Here is a 15,612-nt window from a genome sequence, read left to right on the forward strand (position 1 = left end):
GCCGGGGGCTACTGCACCCGGGCCCGCACGTCCGCCACGCCGAGCGGCAGCCCGGCCGTCAGCGCCGTCGTGCCGAACGCGCCGTTCAGCGCGGTGGCGGCCTCGGCCGTCAGGGCGACGCCGGCGTCGCGCACCACGGCGGTGCGGCGGGAGAGGCCGGTCCGCGCGTTCGACAGGTCCACCGTGAGCGGCACGCGGGTCGTGGTGCCGCCGACCTGCGCGGTGAGGTTCGGGCGGGAGGTGACGTTGATCCGGAAGTTCGTCAGCTCCACGCGGGTCGATCCGGCGGTGAGGGCGATGCCGCCCGAGTGGTCGATGCGGCCCGCGAACGTGCCGGCCGCGAGGCGCCCGCCGGTGACGGGGAAGCCGAGGCCGGCCGCGCCGGCGGTGCCCGGTGCGATGACCGACGGCGTGACGCCGAGGGACGTGAGGGCGGCGGCGGTGCCGGCGTCGAGCGCCAGCGTGGTGGTGCCGCCGTCGAGGAGGACCTGGGAGGGCTGGGCCCGCAGGTCGACGCGCCCGATGCGCACGCCGGCGGGCAGCTCGCTGCCGAACGCCGCGTTGAGGGCGGTGGCCCCGACGCGGGTGAGCGTCGCATCGACGCGCACCACCCAGGTGCCGGCGCCGCCCGCACCGCGGCGCAGGACGCGGGCGTCGGAGGTGTCGAGGTCGAGCAGCGGGACCCGGGCGTTGCCGACCGCGGCGGTCAGGACCGGCGACGAGCGGTCGGTCCGCACGATGAAGTTCGTGACCCGCACGGTGGTCCCGTGGGCCGAGAACGCGAGGCCGCCGGAGTGGTTCACGCGGCCCGCCGCCGTGGCGGGGTCGATCGCGCCGCCCGTGATCGGGAAGCTGACCCGGGTGCCGGAGGCGGTCGCGGGGCCGACGGGGGCGACGGTCAGACCGAGGTCGCCGAGGGCGGCGGCGGTCGCCCGGTCGAGGTGCAGGTTCGTCACGCCGTCGCGGACGCCGACCTCGGCGCCGGTCGCCGCGGGGGCGGCGATCGCGGCGCCGGCGGCGAGCGCCGCGGCGGCGATGCCGAGGTGGCGGCGGATGGGTGCACGTGTCACGGTGGGGTCCTCCCTGGAGGTTGACGTACACCCACTCATCCGACACGGGGACCGCGAACGGTTGAGTCATCCGGATGCGGCCCCGGATCCGTATCGATCCATGTGGAGACGCTCACACCGACCCTCGCACCGCCCTTGGCCGGGCGGAGCCGCATGAGGAACCCCCTGTCCGCGATGCGGGCGGGCGGTGGCGCGCGCGGCGAGCGCCACCTCCTCGCCGGCCTGCGCCGCGGCGATCCCGACGCGCTCGCCGAGATCCACCGCCTCTACGGCGGCGTGGTGCTCGGCTACCTCCGGGGGGCGATGCGGGACCCGGCCGCGGCCGAGGACGTCCACCAGGAGGTCTTCCTGGAGGTCTGGCGCCGCGGGTCGGCGTACGACCCCGAGCGCGCCTCCCTCGGCACCTGGATCATGCTGATCGCGCGGAGCCGGGCGATCGACCACCTCCGCAAGCGCGTCCCCGAGCCCCACGACCCCCAGGCGCCGGGCGGCGGCGTGCTCGGCGAGGAGGAGGACGCCGCCAGCTCTCCCGACCTGCTCGTCGAGCGGTGGGCGATGGCGGTGCTCGTGGCCCGCCTCCCCGAGGATCAGGCCAGGATCCTCCGGATGCGGTTCCACGAGGGCCTCAGCCAGACCGAGATCGCCGCGCGCACGGGCATCCCGCTGGGTACGGTGAAGACGTACATGGTCCGCGGCCTGCGACGACTGCGCGAGCTGATGGAGGAGGAGGGGTGACGCGCGACGCCGAGATCGTCGACTACCTCCTCGGTGAGCTGCCGCCCGACCGGCACGCCGCGGTGGAGGAGCGCATCGCCCGCGACCCCGCGTTCGGCGAGGAGGTCGCGCGCATGAGGTCCATCGTGACGGACCTCGAGGAGATGCCCTCCCTCGGCTGGGGCGCCGCCGAGCCCCCTCCCCTGCCCGACCTGCCGCCGCTCGCGGAGCTGACGCGACCGCGCCGCTCGCGTCTGCTGGCCGTGCGCCCGATGGTCGCGGTCGCCGCCTCGGTGGTGGTCCTCGCGGCCGGCATCGGACTGGGGGTGCTGGTGTCGGGGGGTGGCGACGGCGACGGCGGCGACGGCCCCGTCCTCGCGCTGGAGCGCCTCGGGGGCGCGGGAGCCGGCGCCGGCGGCGAGGCCCGCCTCGTCGACGACGCCGGGGAAGGGCTGCGCCTGCGGGTCGCCGGGCTGGCGCCGTCGTCGTCGGGCGAGTTCTACGAGCTCTGGCTGCTCGACGGGCCGGAGCGCCTCGTCTCGCTGGGGTCGTTCCGGGTGCCGGCCTCGGGCTCGGCGGACGTCGCGGTGCCGCTGCCCGTGCCGATCGGGGACTTCGCGTTCATCGACGTGTCGGTCGAGCGCGAGGACGGCGACCCCGGCCACTCGGGCGACTCAGTGCTGCGGGGGCCGACGACGCCGGCCTGAGCCGGAGACGGGGCGACGGTGCGTGGAGGGGGGCGTGCGGGCCCCGGCGTGCGCCGGGGCCTCGTCATCCGCCCGGCGGCTAGGCCGTCGTGGTGGCCGGGGCCGGCTCGTCGTCGCGCAGCCGCCGGATCAGGTCGGCCACGTCGGCCGTGCGCTGCTCCAGGTCGCGCTGGTGCTCCTCGAGCCGGGCCAGCCACTCCGCGCGGTCGCCGGGCAGGCGCTCCCTGCGCGGCCCGCAGCCGTGGCCGCGGTGGTGGTGCGGTCGGTGATGGGTCATGTCGTCACCCCCTCCCCTCCTCGTAGCGGTGGATGTAGGCCCCCAGCAGCTCGCGGGCGTCGCCGAGCGCGGCGGCCCACCGGGCGAGCAGGTCGCGTCCCGCGTCGGTGAGCCCGTAGACGCGCTTGGCGGGACCGGGGAGCGCCTCGTCCCACGTGGACGTGACGATCCCCTCCTCCTCGAGCGAGCGCAGCAGGCGGTAGAGGTTGCCGAGGTCGACCCGTCGCTCCTCGCGGGCGAGCCCGGGGACGTGCTCGAGGAGCTCGTACCCGTGCATCGGCCGCTCGGAGAGCAGGAGCAGGAGCACCGGCTCGATGAACCGCTCGATCCGCGCGCTGACCTCCCACGTCCCGTCGGCGGCCTGCCGGCGGGTGCGGGCGCCGCGCGGTCCCGGTCGGCCCCGCGGGTGTCGGTGTCCCGGTCCCATGCCGCGACTATAGGTCAAATACATATGTTGAGCAACCGGTGCCGGGCACGGCGACGCCGCCGGGCCGTGCCGGCGGCGTCGATCGGTGGCGCCGGGGGCGGTCCGCGGACCGCCCGCGCCTAGCTCCGGCTGCCCTCCGGGACACGCGACGAGGGCGAGCCGATGCCGTCCACGATCACGTCCACGTGGCGGCGCACGGCGTCCGGCTCGACGGCGGCGGCCCCGCCGACGACCATCGCCCGCATCAGCGGACCGGACAGCAGGTCGGCGATGCCCTCGGGCTCGACCTCGGAGCGCACCTCGCCCTCGCGCACGCCGCGGCCGAGGATCGCCACGAGGCGCTCCCGGCGCGGGCCGAGGATGCTCGACTCGAGCTCCTGCGCGAGATCGGGGTCGGACTCGCTCTCGAAGAGGACCGACCGCAGGAAGCGGGACTCGGGACCGGCGACGAGGAGCTCGCGATCGTCCATCAGGGACCGCAGCAGGTCGGCGCGCACGGACCCGGTGTGCTCGGTGACGACGGGGGCGCGCAGGTCGACGACGGCGGCGACCATCAGGTCGCGGCGGTTCGCCCACCGCAGGTAGATCGTCGGCTTGCCGACCCCGGACCGGTCCGCGATGGCGGACATGGATGCGCCGGCCACGCCGACGTCGGCGGCGACCGCGCGGGCGGCCGTCAGGATGCGCCGGTCGGCGCCCGGATCCCGCGGGCGGCCGCGCTTGCGCTTGGCCGGGGGCTCCGCTGAGTTCTGGTTGTCGATCGTCTTCCCTTTCCTTACGGGAGCCGACAGCATACCCTCTTCCGCCTTAGCAGGTAAGGGGGACGCGACGTGCAGGCCGTCAGTCTGCCGGACCATCGTCGAGCGCGGCCCGCCTGACGATCCCCCATCCGTCGCGTTCCCACGCTCACCGCCGTCGCCGCGCGGCCAGCCGGGCGATCAGGCCGAGGTCGTCGCAGATCAGCCCGCCGACCCCCCAGGCCGCCAGTCGCGCCGCGTCGCCGGCGTCGTCGACGGGCCACGTCATCACCGTCCCGGCGTGCGCGCGGATCGCCCGGACCGGCTCCTCGCCGAGCAGGTCGCGCCGCGCGCAGACCACCCGCGGGCGCAGGTCCCCGGGGCGGCGCAACAGGCGGGCGAGCTCCCGGGCGCCCGCCGCCGAGTGCACGACGCGCACGCCCTCCGCGTCGCGCAGCGCGTCCACCAGCTCCCAGCGCCGGGACGCGACGGTCACCTCCGCGAACCCCCGGTCGCGGCACGCGGCGAGCGCCGCCGGGGCGAGCCGGGCGGGGCCCTGCTTGAGGTCGAGCATCGGCGTGGAGCCCGGGGGCATGCGCTCCAGGACCTCCTCGAGCCGGGGGAGCCGCCGGCGGGCCGCCCACGCCACCCCCGCGCGGTCCCACAGGATCGGGCCCGCGCGACGGGGGTGGCGCACCTCCAGGCGGCCGCCGGTCATGTGCACGTCGATCTCGATGACGTCGGCGCCCGCCGCGACGGCGGGCGCGACGCCCGCCGGGTCGTTGCCCGCGCGGTGGGCGATCAGGAGGGGCCCCCCGGTCACCCCGCCTCGGCCTGCCCGCTCTCCCCCGTCACGAGGAACCGCACCCGCGCGCCGAGCTCGGCGGCGTTGTTCGCGACCCGCTCCACGTGCCGGGCCACCAGGACGGCGGCGGCCGACCACGCCCGCATCCCCGGTCCCGTGGCGGAGCGCGTCACCTCCCGCAGCACCTGGTCGAGCATGGGGCTGACGGTGCGGGCGTCGGCGACGGCGCGCTCGCCCGCCGCGAGGTCGCCGCGGGCGATCGCCTGGACCGCGTCGGCGAGGGCGTCAACGGCCCGCTCGCCCATCCCGCGGATCAGCGACCGCACCGGGTCGAGGGCCTCCTCGGGCGGCGGCACCGACCCGGCGAGGCGGGCGATCTGCACGGCGAGGTTGCCGACGCGCTCCAGGGCGACGGCCGCGATCAGGCCGACGTGCAGCAGCCGCAGGTCGCCGGCGAAGGCGCTCCAGTCGCGGTGGAGGGACAGGATGCGCTCCTCGATGCCGGCGCTGCGCGCGTCGACCTCCGCGTCGACCGCGGCGACCGCCGCCGCGGCGGACGGATCGGAGTCGTCCCACCCGGCGACGGCGCGCTCGACCTGCGACAGGACGATCGCCGCGAGCTCGGCGAGGTCCGACCGCAGGGCCCCGAACGCGGCCGCGGGGTCGCTGCGACCCGTCGTCACCGGGGTCCCCCGCCCGCCGCCGGGCTCACGCGCCGTGCGACCAGACGGGCGGGCGGCGGCCGAGGAAGGCGTCGATCCCCTCGCGGGCGTCGGGGGTGGCGGCGTTGCGGCACATCGCCCGCGCCGCGTGGGCGTAGGCCTCGTCGAGCGGCAGGCCGAGGGTGTCGGCGACCGCCTGCTTGCCGATCGCGACGGTCGCGCGGCTGGCCGTCGTGATCCGGGCGGCGAGCCCGGCGGCCGCACCGTCCAGGGCGTCCGCGGGGACGACCCGGTTCACCAGGCCCCACGCGAGGGCGGTCGGGGCGTCGACGGGGTCGCCGGTGAGCAGCATCTCCATCGCCCGGGTCCGGCCGACGGCCCGCATCACCTCGACCATCGGCGTCGAGCAGAACAGGCCGATGCGCACGCCGGGGGTCGCGAACGTCGCGCCCTCGGCGGCCACCGCCAGGTCGCACGCGGCCACGAGCTGGCACCCGGCGGCCGTCGCCACGCCCTGCACCCGCGCGACGACGGGGACGGGCAGCCGGTGGATCGTCAGCATCAGCTCGGTGCAGGCGGCGAAGACCTCCTCCGCGGCCGCGGCGTCGGCGGCCGCGAGCTCGCGCAGGTCGTGGCCGGCGCAGAACGCGGGCCCGCGGGCCCCGATCACCACGGCGCGGACGCCCGTGTCGTCGCCGGCGGCGCGGAGCGCGGCGCGCAGGGCCCGCATCGTCGCCAGGGACAGCGGGTTGCGCCGCTGCGGCTCGTCGAGCACGAGCGTCACGACGGCGCCGTCGCGCTCGACGGCGACCTGCCGGACCTCGCTGCGCACGCCGGACATCGGCCCCCCGGGAGGACGTCTCACCCGGCGCGAGCCTAGCGCCCCCGGACCGCCGGCGCGGCGCCCGCACCGCCCGTCGGGGATGATGTGACGGTGCAGGTCCACCTGATCGACGGCACCTACGAGATCTTCCGGCAGCACATGGGGTTGCCGAGCGAGGTCGCGGCCGCCTCCACCCGCGCCGCGACGCGGGGTGTCGTGCGGTCGGTGCTGGAGCTGCTCGGCGACGGCGCGACGCACGTGGGCGTCGCCACCGACACCGTGATCGAGTCGTTCCGCAACGACCTGTGGCCCGGCTACAAGACCGGCGCGGGCATCGACCCCGTGCTGCTCGACCAGTTCCCCCTGCTCGAGGAGGCGCTCGCCGCCCTCGGCGTCACGGTCTGGGGGATGGTGGAGCTGGAGGCCGACGACGGGCTCGCGACGGCGGCCGACCGCGCCGCACGGGACGACCGCGTCGACCGGGTGATCGTGTGCACGCCGGACAAGGACCTCGCCCAATGCGTGTCGGGGACCCGGATCGTGCAGCTCGACCGCCGCCAGGGGATCACCCGCGACGAGGACGGGGTGCGCGAGAGGTTCGGCGTCGGTCCCGCGTCGATCCCCGACTACCTCGCCCTCGTCGGCGACACCGCCGACGGCTTCCCCGGGCTGCCCGGCTGGGGGGCGAAGAGCGCCGCGACGGTGCTCGCCCGCCACGGCCACATCGACGCGATCCCCGACGACCCCGCCGACTGGGACGTCACGGTCCGCGGCGCCGCCCGCCTCGCGGACGCGCTGCGCGAGGGGCGGGAGGCCGCCGCCCTCTTCCTCGACCTGGCGACGCTGCGGCGGGAGGCCCCCGGGGTGCTCGCCGACGGGGTCGACGAGATCGCCTGGACCGGCCCGGCGGAGGGGTTCGCCGCGATGTGCCGCACCCTCGACGCCCCCGACCTGGAGCGGCGCGCCGACGAGGTGGCGGAGGCCCGCACCGGCTGACCCCCACCGGCGGGGCGGGCGTCGCAACGCGATCTTCGCGCAACCCTCACGCGGGGTTCACGGCGTCCACAGCCCCCTCTGAGGACCGGGGCGTTCGATGTCCTCACCGCGTCGCGCCCCCGCACCCCCGGGGCGCGGCCGGTCCAGGACCGAACCGAGCCGGAGGTCGAGATGCCGAGGACCCGATCCATGCGCCAGGCCCTGCGCGGCGGCGCCGCGCGGACGGCGGCGATCGCGCTGTCGGCCGCCGCCATCGGCGGCGGCGTCGTCGCCGCGACCGACCTCGCTTCCGACCCGGGGCCGGCGACCGCGACCGCCTCGCCCGCCACGGCGGCGTCGGCGACGAGCGTCGCCCGGACGACGACGGCCGCGGGGGCCGCGACGACCGTCGACTTCAGCGCCGTGTACGCGGCGCGACGCGCCGGGGTGGTGTCGGTCACCGCGACCGTCGCCGCGGGCGCCGGCGCCCCAGGCGCCCCGGGGGGCGGCGAGGCGACGGCCACCGGGTCCGGGGTCGTGATCGACGACGAGGGCCACGTGCTCACCAACGAGCACGTCGTGGACGGCGCCCGCGCGGTGAGCGTCGAGCTCGCCGACGGCACCACCACCGCGGCGACGGTGGTGGGGACCGACCCCTCCACGGACCTCGCCGTGCTCGACATCGACGTGCCCGCCGACGCGCTCGATCCCATCCCGCTGGGCGACGCATCGACCGTCGACGTCGGCGACCCGGTGCTGGCCGTCGGCGACCCCTTCGGCTACCAGGCGAGCGCCAGCGCCGGGATCGTGTCCGGCCTCGACCGCAGCATCCAGGCCCCGAACGGGTTCACGATCACCGGCGCGGTCCAGACCGACGCCGCCGTCAACCACGGCAACTCGGGCGGCGCGCTCCTCGACGCGAACGGCGAGCTGGTGGGGATCCCCGCCCAGATCGCCGACTCCGGCGTCGACGCCAACGTCGGCGTCGCGTTCGCGATCCCCGTGGACACCGCACGGCGGGTCATCGACGGGCTGCTCGCCGACGGGCGGGTCGACCACGCGTGGCTCGGCGTGACGACCGCCACGGTCGACGCGAACCTCGCCGGGACCGACGGCGTGGGCGCCGACACGGGCGCGCTCATCACCGGGGTGGTGGCGGGCGGCCCCGCCGACGACGCCGGCCTCGCGGCGGGCGACACGCCCGCCACCGACGGCGGCGCGGCCGTCTGCGTGGGCGGCGACGTGGTCACGGCCATCGGCGACCGCGAGGTGACCGACGCCGCGACGCTGCAGGAGGCGGTCGACGCGCTCGCGCCGGGGACCTCCACGACGCTCACGGTGGTCGGCCCCGGCGGGGAGCCGCGCACCGTCGATGTCACGCTCGGCAGCCGGCCGGCGACGACCTCCGCCACCCCGGCCGCGACCTGCGGCTGACGATGGAGCCCGTACCGCCCCCGGCCGGGGGGCGGGACGGCCGGTCGTCAGCGGTCGCGGTCCCCGGGGTCGTCGCCCCCGAGGGTCCGGCGGACGCGGCCGACGAGGCCCGCGACGACCACCCCGGATCCGACCATGGCCAGCAGGGCGACGCCCATCAGGCCGCGACCCGGGTCCGGGTCCGCTCGCGGACGGCGTCCGCGAGCTGCCCCACCACCTCGCGGAGCTGGTCCCCGAGGTCGTGGTCGGTGAGGACCCCGTCCGCGGAGAAGCGGTCGCGGGCGTGGCCGACCGCCAGGTCGCCCTCCACCACCCGGGCGCCTGAGGCGGACAGCACCTTGCGCAGCTCCGCCTGCGCCCAGACCGCCCCGAACGCGCCGGTGCTCGCGCCGACGACGGCCACCGGCAGGAACCGCAGGGGGCTCGTGTCGCGGGGTCGCGACGCCCAGTCGAGGGCGTTCTTGAGCTGGCCGGGGATCGACGAGTTGTACTCGGGGGTGGCGATCAGGAGCGCGTCGGCCCCCGCGATCGCCTCCCGCAGCCGGGTCACGGCGTCGGGGGCGGGGTCGCGGTCGTCGTCCTCGTCGTAGGGCGGCACGTCGCGCAGGCCGTCGAAGACCCGCAGCTCGGCATCCTCCGGGAGGTGCGCCCCGGCCGCCCGCAGCAGCATGGAGTTGTGGGAGTCGCGGCGCAGGCTCCCGGAGATGCCGAGGATCACCATGGCGTCAGGCCCTCCGCATCTCGAGGTGCGCGGTGAGGCGGACGTCGTTGCCGACCGCGAAGCCGCCGCCCGGCAGCGGCGCGTTCCAGTTGAGGCCGTAGGCGGTGCGGTCGATGACGCCCTCGAGCTCGACGGCGATGACCTCGGCGTCCCCGAGGCCCACGACGGGGCCGACGATGGTGCCGGTCAGCTCGAGCGGGCGGGTGGTGCCCTTGAGGGTCAGCTCGCCGCGGACGCGCAGCGACTCGCCGTCGCGCACGATGCCCGTGGCGTGGTAGCGGACCTCGGGGAAGCGCTCGGCGTCGAAGAAGTCCGGCGACTGGATGTGGCCGGTGAGGTTGTCGTCCTGCGTGACGACGCTCGCGACGCGGCCGGCCGCCTCGAGGGTGGCGGTGCCGTCCTCGTCGCCCGTCAGGGTCGCGTCGAAGTCCGTCAGCGAACCGCGGAAGGTGGCGACGACCATGTGCTTCACGGAGAAGCCGAAGGACGAGTGCACGGGGTCGTGCCGCCACGTCCCGGTGGGGACCGCGGTGACGACCTGCTGCTCGGTGGTGCTCATGTGGTGACCCTTCCCGCTCGATGGGTTATCATTGACTCCGCAAACAAAGCTAGCGGGTGACCCTTGACCAGTCAAGTGTTGAGCACACAAGCGCATGCCGCGATCGGAGCGTGGTCCCGGCTCATGGGGGCGCACTCCGCGATGACGCGCGCCTTCAACGCCGAGCTGCAGGCGTCGAGCGGGCTGACGGTGACCGACTTCGAGGTCCTCCGCCGCCTCTCCACCGCGCCCGACGGGGCGATGCGCCGCGTCGACCTCGCCGCCGCCGTCGGCCTCACGCCCTCGGGGATCACCCGGCTGCTCGACGGCCTGCAGGCATCGGGGCTCGTCGCGAAGCGGCTCTGCACGTCCGATGCGCGGGTGACCTACGCGGAGCTCACGCCGGCGGGCCGGGCGGCCATGCTCGCCGCCGCGGAGAGCCACCTGGCCGGGCTCACGGCCCTCTTCGGCGAGCTGTACGAGCCGGACGAGGTCGACACCCTGATCGCCCTGCTCTCGCGCCTCCCGGGCGCCGAGGACACCGAGGACGCCTGCCCGGGGGCCGGCGGGGGCTGATCGCGGGACGGCCGCCGGGCGACAAGGGGGTGTCACCCGGCGGCCCGCCTCCCTGCGGTCCCGGCCCTCCGAGACGCCGGCGCCCGTCCGCACCCGCGTCGGTGCCGCCGTTCCCGCCCGGGGGGCGGACGAAACCACCGATCCCGTTTGCACCCACCCTCCCCGGGGTAGCCGGACCGGGACGAACGAGAGAGGGTGGAGATGGCCGACGACCAGCAGACGACGGGTGACGCGCCGCACGTGGCGCAGGACCTGCCCGCCAACCCCGACGTGGAGACGCGCGAGGAGACGATCGCACGGGTGGTCGACGCCGAGGAGGCCGTCGGCGCCCATCGGGGCGGCTCCCCCGACCCCAGCACGCGCCGGGGGGTACAGCGGACGCTCGCCCGGACCCTGGTGACGGGGGCGATCGTCGGCGCCGTCATCGGCATGGTCGCCGGGCTGATCCTGAGCCTGTCGCCCGGGCCGTTCGAGACGAGCAGCGTCGGCGGCACCATCGGCTACATGGCCCTGCTCGGCGGCGCCCTCGCCCTGGTGGTGGCGCTGCTCGCGGCGCTCTTCACGCTGGAGCGCGAGGACGGCCGCATCGAGCGCACGGTCGAGGAGGACACCGGCCGCGGGCCGGAGGGCATCGGCGACCCCGCCGACCCCGCGCACGACCTCGACAAGCGCTGACCGCGGGGGCCTGACACGCGGCGGGGCGCCGGTCGGATGGTGACCGGCGCCCCGCCCCTCCCCTCGCACCCCGTGCCCTGATCGACGTGCTCGCCGGCCCGGCGGGAGACTCGCCACGGTGCGGCGCCTTCACCGCCGCCGCACCGCTCGGCGGCAGGTTCCCCCGCATCGCCACGTGTCAATCACCACGATGTCGCCCGGCGACAGGATGACGTCCCCCGCCGGTCATGTCGGGCGCCGGACCGGCCGATGGGGCGGCATGACGGGCCGGATCCTGCTGGTCGTGCTGTGCGCGCTCCTGGCCGCCGTGCCGGTGGCGACCGCGGCGACCCCCGCCGACCTGATCGCCGCCTACACGGCCGGGCGCGACGCCGCGGTCACCGACGCGCGACAGCGCATCGCGGCCGCCGGCCCCGGCACGCCCGCCGCCGCGACGACCGCCGGTGACCTCCGCGCCCGCCTCGACTCCCTCGCCGCCGCGCTGCGCACCAGCACCGCCGGGACGCCTCCGGAGGTCGCCGCCGCGGTCGATTCCCGCGCGTCGGCGGACGCCGACGTCGCGGACGCCGTGGGACGCCACGCCCGCGGGGAGATCGACGCCGCCCGGCTCGACGCGCTGCTCACGCGCATCGAGGACGACCACGCGCGACGCGCCGGGGCCGCCGGGGGGTCCGGCATGGACCTCGGCGACATCGTGCAGGCCGTCGGCGGCCCCGCGCTGCTGATCGGGGTCGTGACGGTCCTGTCGTTCCGCGCCGCCCGGCGGCGGCGGCCCGCGACCCGCTGAGCCCTACGAGGGGCGGGGGGCCGCCGCGCCGCCGCGCCGGGCGAGCTTCGCCCGGGCGTGCCCGACCAGCTCCACCTTGCGCAGGCGCACGACCTTCGGCGTCACCTCGACGCACTCGTCGTCGCGCACGAACTCGAGGGCCTGGTCGAGGTTGATCCTCCGGGGCGGCACCAGGCGCACCAGCTCGTCGCTGGTCGAGGAGCGCATGTTGGTGAGCTTCTTCTCCTTCGTGGGGTTGACGTCCATGTCGTCGCCCCGGCCGTTCTCACCGATGATGACGCCCTCGTAGACGTCCTCCCCCGGGCCGATGAACAGCGTGCCGCGCTCCTGGAGCCCGAACAGCGCGAAGTTCGTCGTGACGCCGGAGCGGTCGGCCACCAGGCTGCCGCGGGGACGGGTGCGGATCTCCCCCATCCACGGCTCCCAGCGGTCGAAGACGTGGTGCAGCAGCCCGGTGCCGCGCGTCTCCGTGAGGAACTCGGTGCGGAAGCCGACGAGGCCGCGGGCCGGCAGCAGGTACTCCATCCGCGCCCAGCCGGTGCCGTGGTTCACGATCTGCTCGAGGCGCCCCTTGCGGAGGGCCAGCATCTGGGTGACGACGCCGAGGAAGTCGTCCGGCACGTCGATGGAGGCGCGCTCGAGCGGCTCGTGGATGACCCCGTCGATCTCGCGGGTCAGGACCGTCGGCTTGCCGACGGTGAGCTCGAAGCCCTCGCGGCGCATCGTCTCGACGAGCACGGCGAGCTGGAGCTCCCCGCGGCCCTGGACCTCCCAGGCGTCGGGCCGCTCGGTCGGGAGGACGCGGATCGACACGTTGCCGATCAGCTCCTGGTCGAGGCGGTCGGACACCTGGCGCGCGGTCAGCTTGGTGCCGTCGCGCCCCGACAGCGGCGATGTGTTGATGCCGATGGTCAGCGACAGGCTCGGCTCGTCGACGGAGATCACCGGCAGGGGCCGGGGGTCGTCGAGGTCGGCGAGCGTCTCGCCGATCGTGACCTCCGGGAGCCCGGCCACGGCGACAATGTCGCCCGCCCAGGCGCGTTCCGCGGGGACGCGGTCGAGGGCCTCGGTGATGTAGATCTCGGTGACCTTCGCCGGTGAGATCGTGCCGTCGGCCTTGCACCACGCGACGGTCTGCCCGGAGCGGATCTCGCCCTCGTGCACCCGGCAGATCGCGAGGCGCCCGACGTAGCTGGAGGCCGCGAGGTTCGTGACGAGGGCCTGCAGAGGGGCGCCCTCGGTGTACGACGGGGCCGGGACGGTGTCGCGGAGCACCTCGAACAGCGGCTCGAGGTCCTCGCCGCGGTCGTCGGGGGTCAGCGACGCCTTCCCCTCCCGCGCCACGCAGTAGACGATCGGGAACTCGATCTGCGACTCGTCGGCGTCGAGGTCGAGGAAGAGCTCGTAGACCTCGTCCACGACCTCCTTCACCCGCGCGTCGGGCCGGTCGACCTTGTTGACGACCAGCACCACCGGGAGCCGCGCGGCGAGGGCCTTGCGCAGCACGAAGCGGGTCTGCGGGAGCGGCCCCTCCGAGGCGTCGACGAGCAGGAGGACGCCGTCGACCATGTGCAGGCCGCGCTCCACCTCCCCGCCGAAGTCGGCGTGGCCGGGGGTGTCGATGATGTTGATGGTGATGCCGCCGTGCAGCACGGCGGTGTTCTTGGCCAGGATCGTGATGCCCTTCTCACGCTCCAGGTCCGTCGAGTCCATCACCCGCTCGTTGACGTCCTGGTTCGCCCGGAAGGCGCCCGACTGCCAGAGCATCGCGTCGACCAGCGTCGTCTTGCCGTGGTCGACGTGGGCCACGATGGCCACGTTTCTGAGATCGTCTCGTGTGTTCACGGAGGCCATGGTACGCACATGACGGCGCCGCGCCCTCCGTCCGGACGATCAGCCCGCCTCGCGGCGCTCCTCGGCGACGTGCAGGAGCCGCCCGCCGACCTCGTCCACGCGGCCCGTCGCGATGAGCACGCCGAGCGCCACCGAGAGGGCGTGCGGCGCCACGTCGCCGGCCTCCACGCCGAGGTGCCCGGCGACGGCCGCGCCCAGGGAACGCGGCGGGATGCCGCCCGTCGCGGCGGCCACGCAGGCCTCCGCGGCGTCGCGCAGCACCGTCGTGTCCGTGACGGGGTCGCCGCCCACGGCCCGCAACCGCCGTCCCGCCACGCCGTTCGTCGTCCCGTCCATGTCGTCCTCCGTCCTGGACCGTGGGCGGCGATCCTACCCCGCCGCCCCCACGAACACATGTTCGTCGCGCGGACCCGTCATCCTCCTGCGCACTTTGACGTGGGACGGGAGTGGCCACTAGCGTTACTCCCCAATCCCACCAAGTTTCCCGTATTTCCTCCCCACGAAGGAGCTCGATGAGCACCTCCCCCACGCCCCAGCGGCCCGAGACCATCGCCCTGCACGGCGGTCAGGAGGTCGACCCGGCGACGAAGGCCCGCGCCGTGCCGATCTACCAGACGACCTCCTACGTCTTCGACGACACCCAGCACGCCGCCGACCTGTTCGGCCTGAAGGTGCCGGGCAACATCTACTCCCGGATCATGAACCCGACCTGGGACGTCCTCGAGAAGCGCATCACCGCGCTCGAGGGCGGGCTGGCCGCATGCGTCACCGCCTCGGGGCAGGCCGCGGTGCTCTACTCGGTGCAGAACGTGTGCCGCGCCGGCGACAACATCGTCGCGATCTCGACCCTCTACGGGGGCACGTACAACCTGTTCGCGCACACGCTCCCGCAGTTCGGCGTCGAGGTCCGGTTCGTCGACCCCGACCAGCCGGGCGAGCTCGCCTCCCGCGTGGACGACAAGACCCGCCTCGTGTTCGCCGAGACGGTCGGCAACCCGAAGGTCAACGTCGTCGACCTGCGCGCCTGGGCGGACGCCGCCCACGCCGAGGGCCTCCCGCTGATCGTGGACAACACGGTCCCCACGCCGATCCTCTGCCGCCCCTTCGAGCACGGCGTGGACGTCGTCGTCCACTCCCTCACGAAGTTCATCGGCGGCCACGGCACGTCGATCGGCGGGATCATCGTGGACTCCGGCAACTTCGACTGGACGGCGCACTCCGACCGCTACCCGGGCCTCACGACGCCCGACCCCTCGTACCACGGGGTCGTGTGGAGCGACGCCCTCGGGCCAGCCGCCTACATCGGGCGCGTCCGGACGGTGCTGCTGCGCAACACCGGCGCCGCGCTGTCGCCGTTCAACGCGTTCATGTTCCTGCAGGGCGTCGAGACGCTGCCGCTGCGCATGGAGCGCCACACCGAGAACGCCCTCGCCGTGGCGAAGCACCTCGAGGCCGACGACCGCGTGTCGTGGGTCCTCTACCCCGGCCTGCCGTCGTCCGAGTACCACGAGGTCGCCGGGCGCATCCTGAACGGTGGGTACGGCGCGATCCTGACCTTCGGGATCCAGGGCGGCCGCGAGAACGGGCAGCGCTTCATCGAGGCGCTGGAGCTGCACAGCCACCTCGCGAACATCGGCGACGCGAAGTCGCTCGCGATCCACCCGGCGTCCACGACGCACTCGCAGCTCGACGACGCCGAGCTCGCGCTCGCCGGCGTCACGCAGGACATGGTCCGGCTGTCCGTCGGCATCGAGCACATCGACGACATCCTGGCCGACATCGACCAGGCGCTGGCGACCGCCACCGCCTGACCGGGTCGCCCCGGCACGA

The 15,612-nt window shown here is 75.6% G+C and carries 19 protein-coding genes; 8 read left to right on the plus strand and 11 right to left on the minus strand.

Annotation, left to right across the window (positions count from 1 at the left end; all coding sequences use genetic code 11):
• Positions 1-8 precede the first annotated feature (8 nt).
• Positions 9-1,070, minus strand: coding sequence for an HtaA domain-containing protein (locus IU369_RS11815; RefSeq protein ID WP_217921182.1), 1,062 nt, complete (start codon positions 1,068-1,070; stop codon positions 9-11).
• Positions 1,071-1,223: 153 nt separating this feature from the next.
• Between IU369_RS11815 and IU369_RS11820 the strand changes: the two genes are divergently transcribed.
• Together IU369_RS11820 and IU369_RS11825 are read left to right on the plus strand one after the other, a co-directional pair.
• Positions 1,224-1,805, plus strand: coding sequence for a sigma-70 family RNA polymerase sigma factor (locus IU369_RS11820; RefSeq protein ID WP_217921183.1), 582 nt, complete (start codon positions 1,224-1,226; stop codon positions 1,803-1,805).
• A complete protein-coding gene (locus IU369_RS11825) occupies positions 1,802-2,491 on the plus strand; it encodes an anti-sigma factor (RefSeq protein ID WP_217921184.1) in 690 nt (229 codons plus the stop codon). The genes IU369_RS11820 and IU369_RS11825 overlap by 4 nt, the downstream gene beginning before the upstream one ends.
• Positions 2,492-2,570: 79 nt before the next feature.
• Here the strand turns inward: IU369_RS11825 and IU369_RS11830 are convergent, their stop codons facing one another.
• From IU369_RS11830 to IU369_RS11855, 6 genes are all read right to left on the minus strand, one after another.
• Positions 2,571-2,768: a hypothetical protein gene (locus IU369_RS11830; RefSeq protein ID WP_217921185.1), complete on the minus strand. Its 198-nt coding sequence runs from the start codon at positions 2,766-2,768 to the stop codon at positions 2,571-2,573.
• A gap of 4 nt (positions 2,769-2,772) precedes the next feature.
• Positions 2,773-3,195 (minus strand): helix-turn-helix transcriptional regulator, encoded by a 423-nt coding sequence (locus IU369_RS11835; RefSeq protein WP_217921186.1) that lies wholly within the window; start codon positions 3,193-3,195, stop codon positions 2,773-2,775.
• Positions 3,196-3,314: 119 nt separating this feature from the next.
• Positions 3,315-3,989, minus strand: a complete 675-nt coding sequence (locus IU369_RS11840) for a TetR/AcrR family transcriptional regulator (RefSeq protein ID WP_217921187.1) — start codon at positions 3,987-3,989, stop codon at positions 3,315-3,317.
• 112 nt (positions 3,990-4,101) lie between these two features.
• A complete protein-coding gene (locus IU369_RS11845) occupies positions 4,102-4,755 on the minus strand; it encodes a glycerophosphodiester phosphodiesterase (RefSeq protein WP_217921188.1) in 654 nt (217 codons plus the stop codon).
• Positions 4,752-5,420 (minus strand): phosphate signaling complex PhoU family protein, encoded by a 669-nt coding sequence (locus IU369_RS11850; RefSeq protein ID WP_217921189.1) that lies wholly within the window; start codon positions 5,418-5,420, stop codon positions 4,752-4,754. Before IU369_RS11850 ends, IU369_RS11845 begins: the two co-directional genes overlap by 4 nt.
• Before the next feature lie 25 nt (positions 5,421-5,445).
• Entirely contained in the window at positions 5,446-6,240 is a 795-nt protein-coding gene (locus tag IU369_RS11855; RefSeq protein WP_425516820.1) for an enoyl-CoA hydratase, read from the minus strand.
• A 93-nt stretch (positions 6,241-6,333) separates the two neighbouring features.
• Between IU369_RS11855 and IU369_RS11860 the strand changes: the two genes are divergently transcribed.
• Both IU369_RS11860 and IU369_RS11865 read left to right on the plus strand, forming a co-directional pair.
• Complete coding sequence (locus IU369_RS11860) at positions 6,334-7,218, plus strand: 5'-3' exonuclease (RefSeq protein ID WP_217921191.1); 885 nt, start codon at positions 6,334-6,336, stop codon at positions 7,216-7,218.
• A gap of 189 nt (positions 7,219-7,407) precedes the next feature.
• The gene (locus tag IU369_RS11865; protein WP_217921192.1) at positions 7,408-8,631 is read left to right on the plus strand and encodes a S1C family serine protease; all 1,224 of its coding nucleotides are present in this window, start codon (positions 7,408-7,410) and stop codon (positions 8,629-8,631) included.
• A 157-nt stretch (positions 8,632-8,788) separates the two neighbouring features.
• Here IU369_RS11865 and IU369_RS11870 read toward each other — a convergent pair whose 3' ends face one another.
• Entirely contained in the window at positions 8,789-9,352 is a 564-nt protein-coding gene (locus IU369_RS11870; RefSeq protein ID WP_217921193.1) for an NADPH-dependent FMN reductase, read from the minus strand.
• A gap of 4 nt (positions 9,353-9,356) precedes the next feature.
• Positions 9,357-9,911: a YceI family protein gene (locus IU369_RS11875; RefSeq protein ID WP_217921194.1), complete on the minus strand. Its 555-nt coding sequence runs from the start codon at positions 9,909-9,911 to the stop codon at positions 9,357-9,359.
• Between the two features lie 123 nt (positions 9,912-10,034).
• On the opposite strand from IU369_RS11875, the gene IU369_RS11880 reads away from it, so the two are divergent.
• The 3 genes from IU369_RS11880 to IU369_RS11890 all read left to right on the plus strand — a co-directional run bounded on the left by IU369_RS11880 (position 10,035) and on the right by IU369_RS11890 (position 11,928).
• A complete protein-coding gene (locus IU369_RS11880) occupies positions 10,035-10,466 on the plus strand; it encodes a MarR family winged helix-turn-helix transcriptional regulator (protein WP_217921195.1) in 432 nt (143 codons plus the stop codon).
• Between the two features lie 201 nt (positions 10,467-10,667).
• Complete coding sequence (locus tag IU369_RS11885) at positions 10,668-11,141, plus strand: hypothetical protein (RefSeq protein ID WP_217921196.1); 474 nt, start codon at positions 10,668-10,670, stop codon at positions 11,139-11,141.
• A gap of 259 nt (positions 11,142-11,400) precedes the next feature.
• Positions 11,401-11,928, plus strand: a complete 528-nt coding sequence (locus IU369_RS11890) for a hypothetical protein (RefSeq protein ID WP_217921197.1) — start codon at positions 11,401-11,403, stop codon at positions 11,926-11,928.
• A gap of 3 nt (positions 11,929-11,931) precedes the next feature.
• Here the strand turns inward: IU369_RS11890 and typA are convergent, their stop codons facing one another.
• Both typA and IU369_RS11900 read right to left on the minus strand, forming a co-directional pair.
• Positions 11,932-13,782, minus strand: a complete 1,851-nt coding sequence (gene typA / locus IU369_RS11895) for a translational GTPase TypA (protein ID WP_217921198.1) — start codon at positions 13,780-13,782, stop codon at positions 11,932-11,934.
• 39 nt (positions 13,783-13,821) lie between these two features.
• Positions 13,822-14,118: a hypothetical protein gene (locus IU369_RS11900; protein ID WP_217921199.1), complete on the minus strand. Its 297-nt coding sequence runs from the start codon at positions 14,116-14,118 to the stop codon at positions 13,822-13,824.
• 176 nt (positions 14,119-14,294) lie between these two features.
• Between IU369_RS11900 and IU369_RS11905 the strand changes: the two genes are divergently transcribed.
• Positions 14,295-15,593, plus strand: a complete 1,299-nt coding sequence (locus tag IU369_RS11905; protein WP_217921200.1) for an O-acetylhomoserine aminocarboxypropyltransferase/cysteine synthase family protein — start codon at positions 14,295-14,297, stop codon at positions 15,591-15,593.
• Positions 15,594-15,612 lie beyond the last annotated feature (19 nt).

It is taken from the genome of Miltoncostaea oceani, from assembly GCF_018141545.1.
GTDB classification, from domain to species: Bacteria; Actinomycetota; Thermoleophilia; order Miltoncostaeales; family Miltoncostaeaceae; genus Miltoncostaea; species Miltoncostaea oceani.

Bases quoted from the DNA above. Each gene is read 5' to 3' on its own strand.
- IU369_RS11820 (WP_217921183.1), top strand. From the start codon at position 1,224: ATGAGGAACCCCCTGTCCGCGATGCGGGCGGGCGGTGGCGCGCGCGGC.
- IU369_RS11830 (WP_217921185.1), bottom strand. From the start codon at position 2,768: ATGACCCATCACCGACCGCACCACCACCGCGGCCACGGCTGCGGGCCG.
- IU369_RS11835 (WP_217921186.1), bottom strand. From the start codon at position 3,195: ATGGGACCGGGACACCGACACCCGCGGGGCCGACCGGGACCGCGCGGC.
- IU369_RS11840 (WP_217921187.1), bottom strand. From the start codon at position 3,989: ATGCTGTCGGCTCCCGTAAGGAAAGGGAAGACGATCGACAACCAGAAC.
- IU369_RS11855 (WP_425516820.1), bottom strand. From the start codon at position 6,240: ATGTCCGGCGTGCGCAGCGAGGTCCGGCAGGTCGCCGTCGAGCGCGAC.
- IU369_RS11865 (WP_217921192.1), top strand. From the start codon at position 7,408: ATGCGCCAGGCCCTGCGCGGCGGCGCCGCGCGGACGGCGGCGATCGCG.
- IU369_RS11870 (WP_217921193.1), bottom strand. From the start codon at position 9,352: ATGGTGATCCTCGGCATCTCCGGGAGCCTGCGCCGCGACTCCCACAAC.
- IU369_RS11875 (WP_217921194.1), bottom strand. From the start codon at position 9,911: ATGAGCACCACCGAGCAGCAGGTCGTCACCGCGGTCCCCACCGGGACG.
- IU369_RS11880 (WP_217921195.1), top strand. From the start codon at position 10,035: ATGGGGGCGCACTCCGCGATGACGCGCGCCTTCAACGCCGAGCTGCAG.
- IU369_RS11885 (WP_217921196.1), top strand. From the start codon at position 10,668: ATGGCCGACGACCAGCAGACGACGGGTGACGCGCCGCACGTGGCGCAG.
- IU369_RS11890 (WP_217921197.1), top strand. From the start codon at position 11,401: ATGACGGGCCGGATCCTGCTGGTCGTGCTGTGCGCGCTCCTGGCCGCC.
- typA (WP_217921198.1), bottom strand. From the start codon at position 13,782: ATGGCCTCCGTGAACACACGAGACGATCTCAGAAACGTGGCCATCGTG.
- IU369_RS11900 (WP_217921199.1), bottom strand. From the start codon at position 14,118: ATGGACGGGACGACGAACGGCGTGGCGGGACGGCGGTTGCGGGCCGTG.
- IU369_RS11905 (WP_217921200.1), top strand. From the start codon at position 14,295: ATGAGCACCTCCCCCACGCCCCAGCGGCCCGAGACCATCGCCCTGCAC.